15 protein-coding genes are annotated in these 19,117 nt (G+C 39.9%); 7 read left to right on the forward strand and 8 right to left on the reverse strand.

Annotation, left to right across the window (positions count from 1 at the left end; translation table 11 throughout):
• Positions 1–108 precede the first annotated feature (108 nt).
• Together NSMS1_RS25735 and NSMS1_RS25740 are read right to left on the reverse strand one after the other, a co-directional pair.
• Complete coding sequence (locus tag NSMS1_RS25735; RefSeq protein ID WP_224087512.1) at positions 109–1,248, reverse strand: glycosyltransferase family 4 protein; 1,140 nt, start codon at positions 1,246–1,248, stop codon at positions 109–111.
• 63 nt (positions 1,249–1,311) lie between these two features.
• Complete coding sequence (locus NSMS1_RS25740) at positions 1,312–2,487, reverse strand: glycosyltransferase family 4 protein (RefSeq protein ID WP_224087513.1); 1,176 nt, start codon at positions 2,485–2,487, stop codon at positions 1,312–1,314.
• A 797-nt stretch (positions 2,488–3,284) separates the two neighbouring features.
• Here NSMS1_RS25740 and NSMS1_RS25745 point away from each other — a divergent pair.
• The gene (locus NSMS1_RS25745) at positions 3,285–4,073 is read left to right on the forward strand and encodes a PIG-L deacetylase family protein (RefSeq protein ID WP_224087514.1); all 789 of its coding nucleotides are present in this window, start codon (positions 3,285–3,287) and stop codon (positions 4,071–4,073) included.
• Between the two features lie 46 nt (positions 4,074–4,119).
• Positions 4,120–5,262, forward strand: coding sequence for a glycosyltransferase family 4 protein (locus NSMS1_RS25750; protein WP_224087515.1), 1,143 nt, complete (start codon positions 4,120–4,122; stop codon positions 5,260–5,262).
• On the opposite strand, the gene NSMS1_RS25755 is transcribed toward NSMS1_RS25750, so the two are convergent.
• Positions 5,228–5,425 carry a hypothetical protein gene (locus NSMS1_RS25755; protein WP_224087516.1) on the reverse strand — a complete coding sequence of 66 codons (198 nt, stop codon included), beginning with the start codon at positions 5,423–5,425 and terminating at the stop codon, positions 5,228–5,230. The two genes, NSMS1_RS25750 and NSMS1_RS25755, sit on opposite strands and share 35 nt — an antisense overlap.
• On the opposite strand from NSMS1_RS25755, the gene NSMS1_RS25760 reads away from it, so the two are divergent.
• The 3 genes from NSMS1_RS25760 (at position 5,424) to NSMS1_RS25770 (ending at position 10,604) form a co-directional block, all read left to right on the forward strand.
• Positions 5,424–6,593: an AGE family epimerase/isomerase gene (locus NSMS1_RS25760; protein WP_224087517.1), complete on the forward strand. Its 1,170-nt coding sequence runs from the start codon at positions 5,424–5,426 to the stop codon at positions 6,591–6,593. The genes NSMS1_RS25755 and NSMS1_RS25760 overlap by 2 nt on opposite strands.
• Before the next feature lie 80 nt (positions 6,594–6,673).
• On the forward strand, positions 6,674–7,267 hold the full coding sequence (locus tag NSMS1_RS25765; protein ID WP_224087518.1) for a Uma2 family endonuclease: 594 nt from the start codon (positions 6,674–6,676) through the stop codon (positions 7,265–7,267).
• A 169-nt stretch (positions 7,268–7,436) separates the two neighbouring features.
• Positions 7,437–10,604, forward strand: coding sequence for a GAF domain-containing protein (locus tag NSMS1_RS25770; RefSeq protein ID WP_224087519.1), 3,168 nt, complete (start codon positions 7,437–7,439; stop codon positions 10,602–10,604).
• Positions 10,605–10,689: 85 nt separating this feature from the next.
• Here the strand turns inward: NSMS1_RS25770 and NSMS1_RS25775 are convergent, their stop codons facing one another.
• From NSMS1_RS25775 to NSMS1_RS25785, 3 genes are all read right to left on the reverse strand, one after another.
• The gene (locus NSMS1_RS25775) at positions 10,690–11,103 is read right to left on the reverse strand and encodes a heavy metal-responsive transcriptional regulator (RefSeq protein WP_224087520.1); all 414 of its coding nucleotides are present in this window, start codon (positions 11,101–11,103) and stop codon (positions 10,690–10,692) included.
• Positions 11,104–11,126: 23 nt separating this feature from the next.
• Positions 11,127–11,516 carry an SIR2 family NAD-dependent protein deacylase gene (locus NSMS1_RS25780; RefSeq protein WP_224087521.1) on the reverse strand — a complete coding sequence of 130 codons (390 nt, stop codon included), beginning with the start codon at positions 11,514–11,516 and terminating at the stop codon, positions 11,127–11,129.
• A gap of 103 nt (positions 11,517–11,619) precedes the next feature.
• A complete protein-coding gene (locus NSMS1_RS25785) occupies positions 11,620–13,740 on the reverse strand; it encodes a tetratricopeptide repeat protein (RefSeq protein ID WP_224087522.1) in 2,121 nt (706 codons plus the stop codon).
• Between the two features lie 186 nt (positions 13,741–13,926).
• Here NSMS1_RS25785 and NSMS1_RS25790 point away from each other — a divergent pair, with 186 nt between their 5' ends.
• The gene (locus NSMS1_RS25790) at positions 13,927–14,622 is read left to right on the forward strand and encodes a rhomboid family intramembrane serine protease (protein ID WP_224087523.1); all 696 of its coding nucleotides are present in this window, start codon (positions 13,927–13,929) and stop codon (positions 14,620–14,622) included.
• Between the two features lie 130 nt (positions 14,623–14,752).
• Positions 14,753–15,391 carry a 2OG-Fe(II) oxygenase gene (locus NSMS1_RS25795; protein ID WP_224087524.1) on the forward strand — a complete coding sequence of 213 codons (639 nt, stop codon included), beginning with the start codon at positions 14,753–14,755 and terminating at the stop codon, positions 15,389–15,391.
• 181 nt (positions 15,392–15,572) lie between these two features.
• Here the strand turns inward: NSMS1_RS25795 and NSMS1_RS25800 are convergent, their stop codons facing one another.
• Positions 15,573–17,630 (reverse strand): chromosome segregation ATPase, encoded by a 2,058-nt coding sequence (locus tag NSMS1_RS25800; protein WP_224087525.1) that lies wholly within the window; start codon positions 17,628–17,630, stop codon positions 15,573–15,575.
• 152 nt (positions 17,631–17,782) lie between these two features.
• On the reverse strand, positions 17,783–18,688 hold the full coding sequence (hslO, locus tag NSMS1_RS25805; RefSeq protein WP_224087526.1) for an Hsp33 family molecular chaperone HslO: 906 nt from the start codon (positions 18,686–18,688) through the stop codon (positions 17,783–17,785).
• Positions 18,689–19,117 lie beyond the last annotated feature (429 nt).

Below are 19,117 nucleotides of genomic sequence, written 5' to 3' on the forward strand. Positions count from 1 at the left end.
ATAGCGGGGAGAGAAGTTGCAGGCGTTTGGCTTGTAAGAGGACAATCGCTTACAATAGAAATCATTAGTCTTTAGTTTTTATATGGTATATTTCTTAATTACGAATTGCTATAATTTACTAGATAATTCTTGGGCAATTTGACGGTTGATATTTACTATATCAAAACGTTCACTAGCAATAGCTCTGGCATTATTAGCGATAGTTGCGGTATTCTGTTGATCCTCCAAGCAGCTATTAATAATATTAGCTAATTCCTCAAAGCTTCCTGGCGTAGTTAAAAATCCATTAATGCCATGTTCAACTAATTCAATAGCACCACCGGCTTTGGCGGCTACAACAGGTTTACCACATAGCATAGCTTCAACAATAACTCTGCCAAAGGGTTCTGGTGCAGTAGAAGTATGAGTAACTAAATCACAGGCTGCCATTAATTGGGGAATGTCAGCACGAAATCCTAAAAATTTTACCTGGTTTTCTAACCCTAATTGGTCAATTTGTTGATGTAATTGTTTGACATATTCTTGCTCACCAAATAAGGCATCACCTACTAAAAGTGCTGTTACTTGTGGTGGACATTTAGCAAGTGCTTCAATGAGGATATGTTGTCCCTTCCAAGGAGAAAGTCGGCTAAAATGTCCAACTACAAATTTATCTTCTATGCCTAAATTTCGTCGTAATTTATTAGTATCTGATGCACAAGTTTGATAAAGTTCTGGATTAAAACCGTTATAGATAACTGTCGTCAGTTCGGCGCGTCCTCCAGCTTGCACAAAAGCTGTTTGACTAGCTTGGGAATTAGCTATTACTAATGAAGCGAAACGGTTAGCTAGGTTAACTGCAATTCGTAAGTTAGTTTTACTAAAGTGTTCTGGGGAAAGAATATCATGTAGATGGTAAACTAAAGGGCGACGAGCCAATAAGCTAGCGATCGCACCTACAACTAAAGCTTTTTGGGTATTAGCATAAATTAAATCATACTCAATAGCTCTCTGCACTACCTTAGCCACTAGAGGCGCAAGTTGTCCCAAACTACTAAGTGCTTGCAATAAATTACTTTGCTTACGGACTTGAATTGGCTGATTTATTAATACTTCAACAGGTATGTGATTTTGTTGTAGTAAGGTTTTAAATGAGCCATCGGCAAATAAGCCAACCAAAGCGCGATCGCGGTAAGGTTTAGCTATATCTATTAAACATAATTCTGCACCACCAGGTTTACCACTCTGATCTAAAAATAAGATTTTCATTGGTTATTATTCATTAGTCATTAGTCAACAGTCAACAGTCAACAGCTATTCTCCTTCGCATTACTAGTTTCTAGCCAAGATTACTTGCCTTACTTGTTGAGCTATTTTTTGCCAATCAAAGTTAGTGACAGCATACTGGCGACAGTCTTCTCTGGAAGGGGTTGGTATCTCTGCTAACAATACTTGTTCTAACTTTTCTGCAATAGCATTAGCTTCAGCAGATGTAGTAATTAATTCTGGGGAGAACCCATTTAAAATTTCTGGCATTCCACCAATGGGAGTGCATAAAACTGGAGTTCCACAAGCTAATGATTCAGGAATTGCTAATCCAAAACCTTCAAAAGATTGGCTAGGCATAACAGTTAAGTCAGCAGCTTGGTAAGCTAGTGGTAATTGTTCATCTGGGAGAAAACCTAAGAATTTGACGTTGTTTTCTAAACCTAACTCTTGAGCCTGTTGTTGTAGTGTAGCTTGGAGATGTCCGCGTCCGGCGATCGCTAGCCAAATATCAGGTACTTTTGGTTTAATGATGGCTAATGCTTGTAAGAGTTTGTCTAATCCGACACGATGCACTAAGCGCCTAGAGGTAAATAAAATAGGGCGGTTTTCAGGCCAGTTTAATTGCTGACGGGCTGTTTGGCGTGATACATTCGGTTGGAATTTATTGATGTTCACACCGCCTGGAATAACGTGTATTTTGTGCCAAGGGATATGATACTCTTGGTGTAGAATATTACCAAAAGCTTTGCTGAGAACAATAAAGCGATCGCAACGATTATATGTAGTTTGTTCTATTAAACGATGCTTTAAAAAATTACTCAATCTATCTTTTACTACTTCCTGGTTGCTTTCAGATGCCCAAGGCCCGTGAAAATTGAAAGTAACGGGTATGCCTTTAGGTAAAATATCTAAAAGAGGAAAGCTATATAAAGCAAAATGTAAGTGGATAGCATCTGGTTTCTCGATTCTGGTTTTCTGAAAGTTACGACGAATAGACCAAAATCTTTGCCAAATTTTACTATCTGGGTTTGCTAGATTTGTTAGCTTGATCGGTAAATTATGTTCATTCTGCGGCAACCCAACTCCACATAATTCTACTTTATCTTGATTAGTTGCTAGTTGATAAATTAACTCGTAAACATATCTTTCTAAACCGCCAGGATTAGTAGGAAACCAGCCAGAAGCTAAAGTCAAAATATGAGCAGGTGTTGAACTTAAACTTTCTTTATGATTTTGCACTCTTGTCTCCTAATTAATATGTGGAGCTTGAGATTTTTTATACATGTAATAGATAGGCTAAAAGGCTAATCAACGGTTAAATTGTCAGCAAATTGTTTTCATATATTTTAGTATTATTTGTTTATCTGTATTTGCTTATTAATTATATTCTTTAATTTTCTACACTATCAGCAATCATTACATCTGATTCAATATAGATTTTGTTGAAATTTATCTATAATTTAGGCTTTTTATTTACCAAATCTTTAAATAAAGGTTGATATCTATTTAAGCCAATGTATTTTTTATGACTAGCAACTACTTGGTTGTCAAATAGATATTTGACAAGAAAATAATGTCAATAGTGATGCACTTTATAATTTATGTCAATAATGTATAATACTATACATTATTTTTGTATTTTTTATACTTTTGGTTAGTATAGCTAAATACAACAGGTGCATAACTATATTTTAAAAAACCTAAAATTGAGAAAAATTGGAAATTATCCTGTTAAGTTCGTGTAGCCTAGTAAATAAGATGTTATCTCTTTTATTAGTTGCAAATTGAAAATATGTTAAAAGTGCAACTACGACTAATTTTTGATATCTAAAATAAATAAAGATTAATTTTTATTTTTTTAAAAAATAAAGAAGTTAGCATATTTTTCATACAAAATCTTTATCCTAATTCTGCTAGCTGTAGCCTATCATATGGTTTATGCTAGTAAGACAAAATAGTTTTCTAAATTAATTAGATAAATAATTGACATAATTATTAAAATTTACTAGCACTAGTATTAATTTCTAGTAGAGACTATGAAGCAGAAATTTTCTATCAAAATTTATTTACAACATCTACAAAAATTAATTCCCCTCATCTGGCTTGAGAAGGCGCAATATATCCACTCTTGGTTGCTACACAAATGGCTGTTATTCGGCAATAGCAAGCAATTATCATGTAGCGAAAAATCAATTATGGTATTTTCTCCACACCAAGATGATGAAACTTTTGGCTGTGGTGGCATGATTGCTCACAAAAGAGAACGTAATATACCTGTTGCTGTGGTATTTATAACTGATGGTAAAGGCTCATCTGTGGATGAAGATGTGCAGAATCAGATAATTCAAACCAGACAGCAAGAAGCGATTGCTGCATTAAAAATACTGGGAGTAGAAGTATCAAATATACATTTTTTAGCGAAACCAGATGGCAATTTACCGGAACTAAATGATGAAGAACATCAGCAGACTATTCACGAAATAACAGAATTAGTCAATCATTATCAACCCGGTGAAATATATGTACCTCACAAGAAAGATTGCCATAGAGACCATGAAGCGACTTATACCTTAGTAAAAACTGCTATTCAGCAAGCAAAAATTAATGTAGATATATTTCAATATCCCGTCTGGTTATTCTGGAGAGCGCCAATATTTATTTTGCTCAAATTACAAGATATAGCGTCCGCGTATAAATTTCCTATTGCTTCAGTAAAAGATAAGAAAAAAAGAGCGATCGCCTCATACGTCTCCCAAATTAACAACCTACCCACAGGCTTTATCCAGCAATTTTTGAACTCTCACGAAATTTACTTTAAAAGCTAAATTTTGTTTTCCAAATTAAACAATAATTACTATAGGGATAATTTAAATGAAAGTCCTACACATCACTAATCATGTACAAGAAATTGGCAATGGAATAGTTAATGTTGCCGTAGACTCAGCCTGCTTACAAGCAAAAAGCGGGCATCAAGTGGCTGTAGCCTCTGCTGGAGGAGAATATGAACCATTGTTAGCTTCTTATGGTGTTAGACACTTTCATTTAGATCAGTCTAGACAACCTCTAAACCTGATGAAAGCGCTGTGGCGTTTGCGAGAAATTATTCAAAAATTCCAGCCGGATATAGTTCACGCACATATGATGACAGGAGTTGTCCTAGCGGGTGTTTTAAAATCCAGCTATGGTTACAACCTAGTATCCACAGTACACAATGAGTTTCAGCGTAGTGCTGTTCTTATGGGATTAGCAGACCGGGTAATTGCTGTTAGTCATGCAGTAGCCGAGTCAATGGTACGCCGTGGTATCCCCAAGCATAAACTACGGGTAGTTGCTAACGGTACATTGGAAAGTCCTCGCCATCGTCCACTGCAAGATTATCAACCATTAGCTTTACAAGGTTCCGCAATTACCACCGTTGCAGGGATGTATTCCCGCAAAGGAATTGCTGAGTTAATTACAGCTTTCAGCAAAATTGCTCAAGACTTTCCTCAAGCACACCTATATTTAGTGGGAGATGGGCCAAATCGGTCAACTTTTGAGGTGATGGCGCGAAATACACCTTTTAATGATCGCATTCACTTTGAAGGTTTTCAGCCAGAACCACAACGCTACATGCTAGCTACTGATATTTTTGTCCTCCCTTCTCACTGCGAATCCTTTGGTTTGGTACTAACAGAAGCCAGAGAAGCAGGCTGTGCCATTATTGCCAGTGATGTAGACGGCATTCCTGAAACCTTGGATAATGGGCAAGCTGGGCTATTAGTTCCACCAAAAGATAGTCATACCTTGGCAGAAGCTTTAAAGCAATTACTCACAGACCCCATACAACTATACAGATGGAAGCACCGCGCTCAACAAAACCTAGAAAGATTTAGTGCGGCTAGAGTTAACGAGGAAACATTAGGGGTTTATCGGGAATTAGTCGGTAGTCAATGGTCAGTAGTTAGTAGTCAGTTGCCTGTTGTAATGTTCTCTTCAGTCAATAGTCAACAGTCAACAGTCCATAGTCCATAGTCATTAGTCCATAGTCAAAAGGCAGGAGTAAATTATTATCTCCCCCCTCTCCCTCATCTCCCTCATCTCCCTCATCTCCCTCATCTTCCCTCACCCCACTTGTAGTCAATCCATAGCAAGGCGATAATAAACGCTGATGGTTTTGATCAGGGGATGACATCATGGGAAAAAACTTGCAAGGGCTGGCACAACTCTACAAAAACGCTCTCCTTAATGATGTACTCCCATTTTGGGAAAACCATTCAGTCGATTGGGAACAAGGCGGTTACTTCACTTGTCTTGACCGCCAGGGTAAAGTCTACGATACAGATAAATTTATCTGGTTGCAAAATCGCCAAGTATGGACTTTTTCCGTGTTGTGCAACCAGATAGAAAAGCGGGAAAACTGGTTAAAAATTGCTAGTAACGGCGCTAAATTTCTTGCCCAACACGGCAGAGATGCAGAAGGTAATTGGTATTTTGCCCTGACCCGTGGAGGTCAACCGTTAGTACAGCCATATAATATATTTTCTGATTGCTTTGCCGCGATGGCATTTAGTAAATATGCCTTAGTTTCTGGTGAAGAATGGGCTAAGGATGTGGCAGTGCAAGCATATAACAACGTGCTGCGCCGTAAAGATAACCCCAAAGGCAAATATACCAAAGCTTACCCAGGCACACGCCCTATGAAAGCGCTGTCTGTGCCGATGATTTTAGCCAACCTCACCCTAGAAATGGAATGGCTACTACCAAGCGAAACCCTAGAGGAAGTCTTAGCGGCAACCGTTCAGGAAGTCATGACAGATTTTCTTGACCAAGAACGAGGCTTGATGTATGAAAGTGTTACCCCTGATGGTTCCCACATTGATAGTTTTGATGGTCGATTAATTAACCCTGGTCATGGTATCGAGGCGATGTGGTTTATTATGGATATCGCCCAACGACAGAACGACAGCAAGACTATTAACCAAGCTGTGGATGTGGTATTAAATATCCTCAATTTTGCTTGGGATAAAGAATATGGCGGTTTGTATTACTTTATGGATGCAGAAGGCCATCCTCCACAACAATTAGAATGGGATCAGAAATTGTGGTGGGTACATTTAGAGTCTTTAGTAGCCTTGGCAATGGGTTATCGTTTGACAGGTCGTGATGACTGTTGGGAATGGTATCAAAAAATGCACGATTACTCATGGCAGCACTTCGCTGATGCTGAATATGGCGAATGGTTTGGTTACTTAAATCGTCGTGGGGAAGTACTATTAAATCTCAAAGGTGGTAAATGGAAGGGATGTTTTCATGTACCCCGTGCTTTGTATCTATGTTGGCAACAGTTTGAGGCGTTATTGTAATTCGTAATTCGTATTTTTTACGAAATACTATGCTAACTCGTAGGAAAGTTTAATAACTAACAACTAATCACTAATGACTAATGACTAAATTAAATGTTGTCACACCGAAGCGATTCACCATTGATGAATATCATCAATTGATTGAACTTGGATTTTTAAAGGAGGGCGATCGCATAGAATTAATTCGAGGGGAACTCATTGAAATGGTAGCTAAAGGAACACCTCATACATTTTGTACAACTAGACTTTGCCGACAATTAGATAGGTTGTTGGGTGATCAAGCTGTTGTACGTTGTCAAGAACCAATAATTCTCCCCTCAAATAGCGAACCCGAACCAGACGTTGTGATTGCTAGGGGAAATGAGACTGATTATTTACCTCATCATCCCTATGCTGAAGATATTTTTTTAGTTGTGGAAATTTCTGACTCAACTTTAGTTTATGACCAAACAACAAAGTTAGAAGTCTATGCAGAAGCGGGAATTTCTCACTATTGGATTGTTAACTTAAATGCTGTTCAACTAGAGTGTTATACCCAGCCTTATCAAAATGCTCAAGGTAAATTTAATTATCTTAGCAAGCAAATTTATTTAGCAGATGAGTCAGTAGCAATTCCTGGCTTTGCAGATGTTTTGTTGGATTTAAAACGGATTTTTCCTGGTGTGCTGTCTTGAAAAAGACGGCTGGAAGCAGTCGTTTTAACTTTATGTTTTGTACTGAAGAGTGTAATAGCGGGTTTAAGTGAATTACTATACTTAGCAGCCTAAGTTTTTGTTGCTCAGTGTAATCGTTGATGTCCACAAGGGAATACTGAGAATACAGTATTTAATCCTGCAATACACTATGACAACCAACGGTTATGAAACGTCGAATAACTTAGGCGTACACGATTGTCATAAGCAACTACAGCTAGTGCTTCAGTACCAAAAAATCCTGGCGAGGATTTTAGCTAAGATTCGCGCATCTGTAAACTTAGAGTCCTTGTGTTCGACTTCGTGTCAAGATATTTGTCGGCAGTTACAGATTGAGCGAGTCGCCATTTACCGTTTTAACGCTGATTGGAGCGGTAGTTTCATCAATCAATTCGGCTTTGCAGAATCTCCTTGGCATACAATAACCGCCTTTGGACAGGACTTGGTATGGCAAGACTCCCATTTGCAAGAAAGCAAAGGTGGAAGATATCGCAATAATGAACCCTTTGCTGTGGCTGATATTTATGATGCTGGACACGCTCGTTGTCATATTGAAGTATTAGAACAGTTTCAAATTCGGGCATATGCGATCGCACCTATTTTTATTGGTGCAAAACTGTGGGGTTTGTTAGCTGCCTATCAACACTCAACACCCCGACAATGGCATCCGTATGAAGTGGAATTTATCGCCCAAGCTGCCAGCTACTTTGGCGTGGCGATGCAGCAGGCGGAAATTGTCGAACAAACCAAGCAACGCACCGCAGAATTACAAGATGCGATCGCCAGACAACGCGCTTTAACAGAAGTAGTCGGCAATATTCGCTCATCCCTAAATACTGAATTAATTCTCAACACAGCTTGTCAAGAGCTATGCAAACTCCTCAAGCTAGAGCGAGTGGCAATTTTCCGTTTTCATGAAGATTGGAGCGGTGAATTTGTCAGTCAATTCGGCATAGTAGAACCTCTATGGGAGCGGATTAATCCTTTTGGCAAAAATTTAGTTTGGGAAGATACCCATCTGCAAGAAACTAAAGGTGGACGCTACCGCCATAACGAAAGTTTTGCTGTTAATGATATTTACCAAGCCAATCACTCGCGCTGTCATATCGACATTCTCGAACAATTCAAAATTCGGGCTTACGCCTTAGCACCTATCTTTATTGGGCCAAAATTGTGGGGATTAATAGCCGCTTATCAACACTCTAGCCCCAGACAATGGGAAAGTTATGAAGTTGAGTTTCTAGAGCAGGTAGGCGCACAATTAGGGGTAGCGATACAACAAGCTGAGATTGTAGTCCAGTCTAAACAACAAGCGATCGCCCTACAAGATGCGATCGCCAGACAACGTGCATTGACGGAGGTAGTCAGCAAAATTCGCTCCTCTTTGGATATTGATTTAATTCTCAAAACCACCTGCCAAGAGGTGTGTAAACTACTGCGAGTGGAACGGGTTGGTGTTTACCGTTTCAATCCAGATTGGAGCGGTGAATTTGTCAGCAATTTTGGCATGGTTGAAGCTCAATGGGACAGTATTAATCCTTTTGGCCAAAATCTCGTTTGGGAGGATACTTACCTGCAAGAAACCAAAGGTGGGCGCTATCGCAACAACGAAAATTTTGCTGTTAACGATATCTACCAAGCCGGACACTCACGCTGTCACTTAGATATATTAGAGCAATTTAAGATTCGTGCTTATGCCTTAACTCCTATTTTTGTTGGGCGTAACTTGTGGGGATTGCTGGCTGCATATCAACATTCTACGCCGCGTCAGTGGGATAGTGTGGAGGTAGAGTTTTTAGGACAGGTAGCCAATCAACTGGGTGTAGCACTGCAAAGTTCAAAAATGGTGGCACAAATTCAAACCCGTGCTGACGAACTACATCAATCGGCAGAACAACGGCGGATTTTATTTGATTTAGTCGTCAAAATCCGCGAATCCTTTGATTTAGAAACTATATTTAAGACTACAGTACAAGAAATCAGGCGATCGCTCAAAGCAGATCGAGTCGCTATCTTCCGCTTTGATGCTGACAGCAATTTTTGTAATGGCGAATTTATTTGTGAAGATGTTCTGCCTAAATTCGATTCTGTCCTCGCTGTCAAAGTGCAAGACTATACCTTTGGTGAGCAATATGCCCCTCAATATCGCCAAGGGCAAGTGCGCGTAATTCCTGATGTCCACAGCATCGGCTCTAAGGTTGCTTATCCAGATATTATTGAGCGATTTCAAGTCAGAGCCAAGATTGTCGTCCCACTTATGGAAGGGGAAGAATTATGGGGTTTATTATACATTCATCAATGTACCTATCCGCGTGATTGGCTAGAAAATGAAGTAGCATTTGCCACACAAGTAGCGGCTCAATTAAGTGTAGCGGTGCATCAAGCCAACTTATTTCAACAATCAAGTTTGCTGGGACAAACTCGTGAAGAAGCAAACCAACTCGCCCAAGCCCTCAAAGAACTGCGTACCGCCCAAATGCAGATTATCCACGCGGAGAAAATGGCCAGCTTGGGACAACTGGTAGCTGGAGTTGCCCATGAAATTAACAATCCCATTAATTTTATTCACGGCAACTTAGAACACGCCCGCCAATACACACGCGATTTACTACGTTGTGTTGAACTTTATCAACATTATTACCCTGATGTTGTACCGGAGATACAAGAGTTCTTAAAAACCACCGAAATCGAGTTTTTATTCGATGACTTACCTAAACTATTCCAATCTATGAAGGTGGGAACTGAGCGTGTTTGTGAAATTGTCACCTCTTTACGTAACTTTTCGCGGTTAGATGAAGCCGAATTTAAAGTTGCAGACGTTCACGAAGGCATTGACAGCACCTTGATGATTCTGCAACACCGTTTGAAGTCTTCAGCCGATAACCATACTATTTATTTGAGCAAAGACTATGATACTTTGCCTCATATAGAATGCTATCCTGGTCAGTTGAATCAGGTATTTATGAATTTGCTTTCTAACGCGATCGATGCTTTAGAAGAACGCAACGCCCAAGTAACTCCAGAAACAATTGCTGCACACCCCAGCGAAATCCGCATTACCACCTCCAGACTCAATCAAGACTGGATTACTATTCGTATTGCTGACAATGGTTTAGGTATGGATGAAAAGGTTCTTGCACGATTATTCGACCCCTTTTTCACTACCAAAGTAGTGGGCAAAGGTACAGGATTAGGGCTTTCCATAAGTTACCAAATTGTCACAGACAAACATAAAGGCAAAATATATTGCCAGTCAGAAATCGGCAAAGGCACAGAGTTTGTAGTTGAGTTGCCAATTCGTCAAGTAATCAATAAATAACCTATTGAACTCACAGAAAGGTTGTGGTGGGCATTGCCCACCCTACTCATACAAATTCAAAATTAATAAACCCTATTTGGATAATTTAATTATTCTCAATTATGGGGCAAATTGTTGCCTGCGATTTATCAGATTTGTCCTCCCAACCTGAGAGTAACCCTACTAATTCTTGTCTCAGAATTAGCAATTGTCGAATTTGCTCATCGATAGCTTTAACTTTATCTTCTAGTTTGGGTTTGATATGGTCACAAGGTAATTCACCCGCGTCATAAACCTGTAAAAAATCTTTTATTTCCGATAAGTTTAAACCTAAACTCTGAGCGCGTTTAATAAAATGCAATCTTTCTAAAACATCACCATTAAATAATCTAAACCCTCCCTCAGTTCTCCCCGTTGATTTGAGAAGACCAAGTTCTTCATAGTAACGAATCGTTTTAATTGGTACACCGCTTTCTTTAGCAACTGAACCAATGAGTTTTGGTTCTTCTTGAGCTAACATACTTTTCTAGCTTGGAGATGAAACTATCTATAATCTATACTAAACTCTCCATCCGACTGGAGAGTCAAGTCTAGTTTTGCATTACGGCTACCTGCGCGTTGATGCAAGCCATCAATGTTCTGAGTGATTAGAGTAAATTGCTGATTTGGGGATAATCGCGCTTCTAACTTAGCCAGCACTAGATGCGCGGCGTTGGGTTGGGAGGTTTCTAGTTGGCTTCTGAGTGTACCAAAAAGTTGCCAGATAGCTAAGGGATTAGTTTCTAGAACTGAAATATCCGCAGACACTACAGGATTAATTTCATTCCATAAGCCGTCCTGACCACGAAATGGCCGAATCCCAGAAGCAGCAGATACCCCAGCCCCAGTAAGTACAACGATGTGACGATAACGAGAAAAGTCTAGACGTTGCATTAATCATTGATTTTTTAAAATAATTTTATGCGCAAATTATACAAGCCTCAATTTTTTATTTAGGTGCATAAATACGCAAGAAAATTTTACTAATGATCAATGACTAATTATCTTGCGCTGGACTGGTAAACTCTGGACTGGGCAAAGTTGGGGGAACTACAGGCTGTGGTTTTATAGCTTGGAGTTGACGCTGGGCTTCGTCACGGGCGTTAACAGCTTGATGGTAATCTGGTTTGTATTTAATTGCTTGTTCGTAGGAGGCGATCGCTTCTTTATACTGTTTTAAGTTAAATAACGCATTACCCCGACTATACCAACTTTCTATATGCTGTGGTTGGTAACGTACCGCTTTATTATAAGAGGCGATCGCGTCTTGGTATTTTTGTAATATATATTGAGAATTTCCCAAACTATACCAAACTTGAAAATTATTGGGCTTAATTGTCGCCGCTTTTTTATAAGATTCTATTGCTTCTTGGTAGCTTTGGTTTTGATGTTGTGACCAACCTTTGCCATACCATGCTTGATAGCTATTAGGATTAAGTTTAATTACTTGATTAAAAGATTCAATAGCTTCCGGGTAACGTTTTAAAACAATCAACACATTACCTCTAGATAACCAAGCTATAGAATAGTCTGCTTTATATTGTACTGCTTTATCATATGCTTTAAAAGCATCTTCATAACGATTAAGATTAACTAAGGCATTACCTAAATTATACCAAGCTCTTTCATAATCGGATTTAATTTCAATCGCTTTATTATAAGCGTCTATTGCTTTATCATATTCTTTGAAATTTTGTAATGCTAATCCCTTATTATACCAACTCTCATAAGCATCTGCTTTAAATTCAATAGCTTTATCATAAGATTTAATTGCTTGGTCATACTGTTTTAAATTACTAAAAGCCTCGCCCCTAGCATTCCAAACATCTGGGTAATCCTCATTTAATGCTAGAGCTTTATCAAAAGAAGCGATCGCTTCTGAATATCGCTGTAAATTTTGTAAAGTAAATCCTCTCCCGCTCCAAGCTTCTAGATAATCTGGTTCAAGTTGGATTGCCTTATCATAAGCTGTTAATGCTTCTTGATATTGTTTGAGACGAAATAGAGTTTTACCTTGTCCTTGCCATCCTTGAGCGTAATCTGGTCTGATATTAACTGCTTTTTCATAAGCAGATAAAGCATCTCTATATCGTTGTAACTCAAATAATGTGTTACCTTGTTTAGCTAAATCTGTAGCATTATTACTATTAATACTATTAACTACAAATACTGAGGCTGTACCAGTTGCACTAATTAATAAAACAGCTAATAATATTTTGATAAATAGGCTTTTCTTAGGTTGATTAAACTTGAATTTAGCAGGTGGTATTGGAGTTATGGCAATAGTTCCAGTTGCAGGTTGTGTGATATCTGTCAGTGCTTGTAATGCAACAGTAGCCGAGGCGTAACGTTGCCGAAAATCATAGCACACCATTTTATCGATGAATTTGGCAAACTCTGGCGAGACTTGGGCGTGATTTTGCCAGATAATTTCATTAGTGTCGGCATCGTGTTCTAGTTGATCAGGTAATAAACCTGTGAGTGCTTGAATCGCTACTATTCCTAGAGCGTAAATATCACTACTAAATTTAGGATTACCTTGTGCTTGTTCTCCTGGTATATAACCTGGAGTTCCAATGACAACGGTAGATTTAGGTTGACCTATAGAAGTTACTATTTGAGTAGTAATTTGTTTGACTGCCCCAAAGTCAATTAAAATTAACTTGCCATCTTCTCGCCTGAGTATGTTGCGTGGATTAATATCACGGTGAATTACATTTTGCTGATGGACGAATTGTAGAATAGTCAGAAGCTCTTTTAAGAGTGATATTACCTCATCTTGAGTAAAAGTTTTTCCTGGTGTTAATTCCTGACTCAAATCGTGACCAGGAATAAATTCTTGTACTAAATAGAACTGGGCATTTTCTTCAAAATAAGCCAGAAGTTGGGGAATGCGATTGCCAGTTCCCAGTTTATACAAAACTTGAGCTTCCGTATCAAATAATCGCCTCGCTATCTCCAAAGTCGCCGGATCATTTGCTTGGGGTTGGAGTTTTTTCACCACACACTTAGGCGTTCCTGGTAAGTGAGTATCACAAGCTACGTATGTTTCACCAAATCCCCCGCCTCCCAAGTGGCTAATAATTTGGTATCTTCCAACAAGTGTGTTTCCCAGCATCTAGTTTACCTAGTTGAGTCCATTGTGATCTGATTCCAATCTTGCCATAGGTTTTTCGGAGAGTGAGAGTGGGGGAGATAAGGGAGACAAGAGAGACAAGGGGGACGGGGAAAGACGGGGGAGAGTTACTATGGACTGTTGACTATGGACTAATGACTAATGACTAATGACTAATGACTAATTAATATGATTCCTATTAGTGATAACTTACGCTTTCGTAGGCGGCCGATTGTTACTTACTGGTTGATTGGTATTAATATTTTTATATTCTTATGGGAAGTTAAACTGGAAGTGAGTGGTGAACTCGGCTATTTTATCAATAGTTGGGGTTTAGTCCCATATCAAGTAAGCACAGCAATTAATAATGCAATTATCAATCCTGCGGCTGGGATTGTGGTATTTTGGCATTTATTCTCCCTATTATTTGCTATGTTTCTACACGGCAGTTTTAGCCAAATATTGGGGAATATGTTATTTTTGTGGGTGTTTGGTAAGGGTTTAGAAAATATTTTAGGACAGTGGCGCTATTTAGGCTTTTATTTGGGTGCGGGTGTTCTTGCAGGCTTGCTACAAATTATTGTTGAACCGAGTTTGATTGTACCACTGGTTGGAGCAAATAGCGCGATCGCAGCAATTTTAGGAGCTTATTTTATAAAGTTTCCTAAAGTCAAGATAGATAGTGTTTTACCTTTAATTCTTGTTTATATCCCGATTGCAATACCAGTTCCTTTTTATTTATTTTGGTGGTATTTTCAACAGTCATTTTATGGCATCGGTAGTTTAAACATTCCGCCTGTGGGAGTCAATCAACCTAGCCTAGCTTACTGGATGCAGTTTCTAGCTATGATCTGTGGTGCTATTTTTATACGTATATACCGATAATTTTTGCTGAAATACTTATCATATCTTGGGGGCTGATCATTGGTAATGGCTAATCGGTAGTAGCCTAAAACTATTGCCAATTACCAATTACCCGCCAAAACTACCATATTTTTAACAGATTTAATTTTCCGTGAAATACTACAAACAGCAAACCAACGCCTTCCCTAGCGACTACCTCAACAACTTATGGGGTGAAATCCACGCTTGTCCTTACTTTGCAGTCAACAACCTCAACCGCGATTTTGTGGGTACTAAAGGATTCTCTGTAGTATTTAGGCGATCGCACATCTCCACAGTAGAACAAAAATTTCCCTACTTCAAATCCTATTTAGATTTGGCTCTCCATCCTAATTGCAACGCTTTTTACCTTAACCCCTTGCTCCTCAAAGAAGGCTCCCGCGTCGATCCACATATAGATCGTTCTCTGCGTTCTTACTGCAAAACTATTGAACCACCGATGTTTGTCAGCGTCTTATATGTGCGCGTACCCGAAAATATGGAGGGGGGAGAACTGGTTCTCAAGTCGCACAAAAGTCAACTAGGACAAATTAAACCCCAGATGAACACCTTAGTCTACTTTCAAGGCGATTTAACTCACTCAGTTAACGCCGTGAAAACGTCAGGAAATCGTTTGAGTTTGGTTTGTGAACAGTATAGTTTAGGTGATGATGAACTAGCAGAAATTCCCGAATTTACTATCGAATCAAGAGTGGCTCAATCTACCACCAAAAAACGTAATACCAATTCAAAATTCAAAATTCAAAATTAGGAATCCATACATAACAAGGCTTTGGGACTGTGTATTTGTCACATTCTTTGTTCAAATTGGTATAAGTTCTAGCTTTAAAAAACAGAGGTATTTAAGCACCTCTCAGCATCGGGGAGGGGTTCATCAAACTGACGTTAAATAAAATATCAAACCTCCTAGAAAAAACCAGGAGGCTTAAAAACTACTGCCCATTAATAGTAGTTGAAGGCACTACTTGCTCTGGCGTAGGCTGAGGTGCAGGAGGATTAAGAAATTGCTGCCAAATTTTAATTTGCTCTTGCGCTGCACTATAAGCAGAACTACTGCGGGGAACTAACCGAGCGGTTTCAATTCCTCTAGCCATATCAGAATTACCTTCAGAACGGGCAATATCTAAGATTTGCTGACCCCATTGGTCAATAGCGATATTTGCATCCATTCTTAAAATACTTTTGTTAGATACCTGATCAGCCAAGCGTATCGCTTCTGCCAAAGCTTGGGGAGTACCAGTCGCAGCCACTTCCCTCGCACGATTCCAATTATCTCTGGCGCGAATTTGCGATCGCCACTCATCAATTGCTTCCTGCGCTTCTCCAGATAACGCCCTTCCTGAAGATGCTATTGGTTGCGCTGCATTAATCGCCGCCGATAAATCACCCCGTGAGGCAAATTCTCTCGCTTGATCTAAATAAGGTTGGTCTTGGATACGCTGTACTTTATCTACCCAAGTTCTAATTCTGCGGCGTGCTTCTGGATATAACGCTCGACCTTGACGAATTTGCCCAGCTTCGGCGATCGCTGCTTGCAAAGAGTTAATATCGTCTAACAAGGCGATTTGTTCAGCCCGTTCTAAATAAGGTCTATCTTCAATCGTCTCAATTTGCGCCTGCCAACTATTAATATTTTGTCTAGCTTCTGAACCACGAGGATTACTACTAGGAATCATCTGTGCTTCCGCGATCGCCGCAGTTAAATCGTTGACTGTACCTTGATTAGCTAGTGCCTGCGCCTTTTCCAAATGGGAAACATCTTCAATTTCCAACTGCCAACGGCTGATTAACTGTTGAGCCTTATCGTAGTTTGGTCGAGACGGATTAATTTGTTGAGCCTGGGTAATAGCTGCTTGTAAACCTGCTACATTACCCTGCCAAGCACTTCTTTGAGCATCAGCCAAAGCAATAAAATCTTCAACTTCCGTTTGTAACCCTGTACTTTCAGGAATCTGTCGAGCAATGTCTAAAGCTGTATCTGCATCTCGCGCGTCCATTTTCGCCTGTGCCAATTCCAACATTTTGCGCCCAAACGCCGGAATTGATTCTTGAGCTTTGCGATACAGGTAACTTTTCTCCCCTACAGACTCAGCCAGTTTAATTGCTTCTAGTAAATTTTCCACTACTTTACTATCAGCCAATCTTTGGGCTTTGTCTAACTTGTCTACATCTTCCTTAGATGCAGTGATAATGTCATTTAGTTCATCATATTTAACACTTGCCCAATATTTATTATCTACACGCAACAATTTAGAAGCTACCAGAAATGCCGATTGCCAGCGTTGTTGCCGCAATTCCTCAACTGCATCTGAGTATATACCTTGCGCTTTACCCCAAATCGTTTGCCATTTGGCAATTTGCGCATCTACCAACTTATAAGCTGCCAAGTCTTGAGGTATTTTTTTGGATGTGGCGATCGCCTGCTCTAAATTTCCCGCCTGAAAACTTTGGTCAGCTAATTGCAGTACATCCTTTGACCATTCTTCCAGAAACCTGTCCGCTTCGCCCCGCAGTGGGTGGTCTTTTGGCAATTCCCTTACTAAAGCGATCGCCTGCAACAAATCTTCCACCGTTTGTTTAGAAGCCGCCAACTGGGCGCAATGTATCCTCACCGAAGCACTGGCTAGAGGCCAAAAAATTGCCGGACAATTAGGTGCAGCTGGTAACTTCAACAGCATTGCCATCGCCAAAAATGCGATACCGCCGGGGATGATTGTCAATACTAGAGCAAAGCCCACCCAACCCCGCATCCAGCGCGGCAACTTGATAAATCTTTTTTTTGTATTATTGGTTACTTTATCTTGCTGATTTATAGGTAATCCTTGGGAGTCATACAATATTTGCTGGTTCACCGTATTAGCCGAACCAGGAGCTGGGACACCAAATGGTTGGGTGTCACCGACTGGTGGCGATCGGTATACACCGTCCATCTCATCTGGTTTTCTTCCTCTGGTTGGATGCCAACTTTCTGGGGTATCCCGCTCTGTCATCTCTCACACCAAAATAGTTGAATAGCCATCTGTTTTAGAATGATAATGCTATTTTTGCCATAGTAACTTTCTCATAATTAAAAAGCCACTTGTTACATTATCCTTCCCACAAATACCATTAATAATTGGCAGATTCAGCGCCCATTTATACCTTAACCCGACACAGAAGACTCAGCTTGTAAATCTACAATTAATTGGGCTAGTTGCTCACTACTTGCTTGATAAACTCTGCCACAAAAATCACAAGTCGCCTCTGCCCCATCATCCTTAACAATCATATCCTGTAATTCCGCTTCTCCCAACATCTTTAATGCGCCTAAAACCCGGTCAAACGAGCAACCGCAATGGAAGCGCAGGATTTGGTTTTCAGGGAAAATCGTCAGCCCCATATCACCCAAAAGATCATTAAAGATTTCCGGTAGAGTTTTACCCGCTTGCAACAAAGGCGTAAACCCAGATAAAGCCGCCATCCTAGATTCTAGCTTCGCCACCAAAGCTTCATCTCTAGCCGCCTTCGGCAACACCTGCACCAGCAACCCACCAGCCGCAGTCACACCAGTAGCCCCGACAAACACACCCAAAACCAACGCCGAAGGTGTTTGTTCAGAACTTACCAAATAATGAGCCACATCATCGCCAATTTCTCCAGAAACTAGTTCCACCGTACTAGAGTAAGGGTAGCCATAACCAATATCCCTAACAACGTAGAGAAAGCCATTACCCACCGCACCGCCTACATCTAACTTACCCTTAGCATTGGGAGGCAGTTCTATATTGGGATTACCCACATAACCACGTACAGTCCCATCCACGCCAGCATCTACCAAAATGCCAGCCAAAGGCCCATCACCCTTCACCCGGACATTCACCCTAGAACCAGCCCGTTTCATGCTAGAAGCCATCAACAAGCCAGCCGCCATCGTCCGTCCCAGAGCAGCCGTTGCTACATAAGATAGCTTATGACGCTGCCGTGCTTCCTCGGTTAAGCGAGTGGTAATCACACCCACTGCACGAATCCCGCCATCAGCTGCTGTGGCGCGAATTAATTGATCAGCCATGAAAAACCTTACCAACTAATAATGTCTTGACAAATGCTCTGGCTGTAAGCTAGAAGCACGCAAATATTTTCCTAGTATAACAAAACTTAACTTATACAGAACATACGCAAGTGTCATGAGTCTGTGGTTATACTTAACCTACTCTTCACACTCTCACAAAGCAATTTAAAGATTATTTATAAAGTAAAAAATTACCGTAGTGGTGTGGCAAGACTAAACTTGTACACTTAGAGAAAAATCGCTCATCTTGAAAAATAACTAAAAACTCTTATCAAGAAATAAGTGTGCGATCGCACTGGCGCGTTGCTAGTAGTAGAAAGGCTGAGTTACTTTAAAGTTATTGATAACACAATCAGTTTGAGTTCTTTTCAAGAGCTATGGAAAGGATGATCAAATATTCTAGGCAAGATTGGTCACAATGCGAATGTG

It is taken from the genome of Nostoc sp. MS1 (genome assembly GCF_019976755.1).
Classification (GTDB): Bacteria; Cyanobacteriota; Cyanobacteriia; order Cyanobacteriales; family Nostocaceae; genus Trichormus.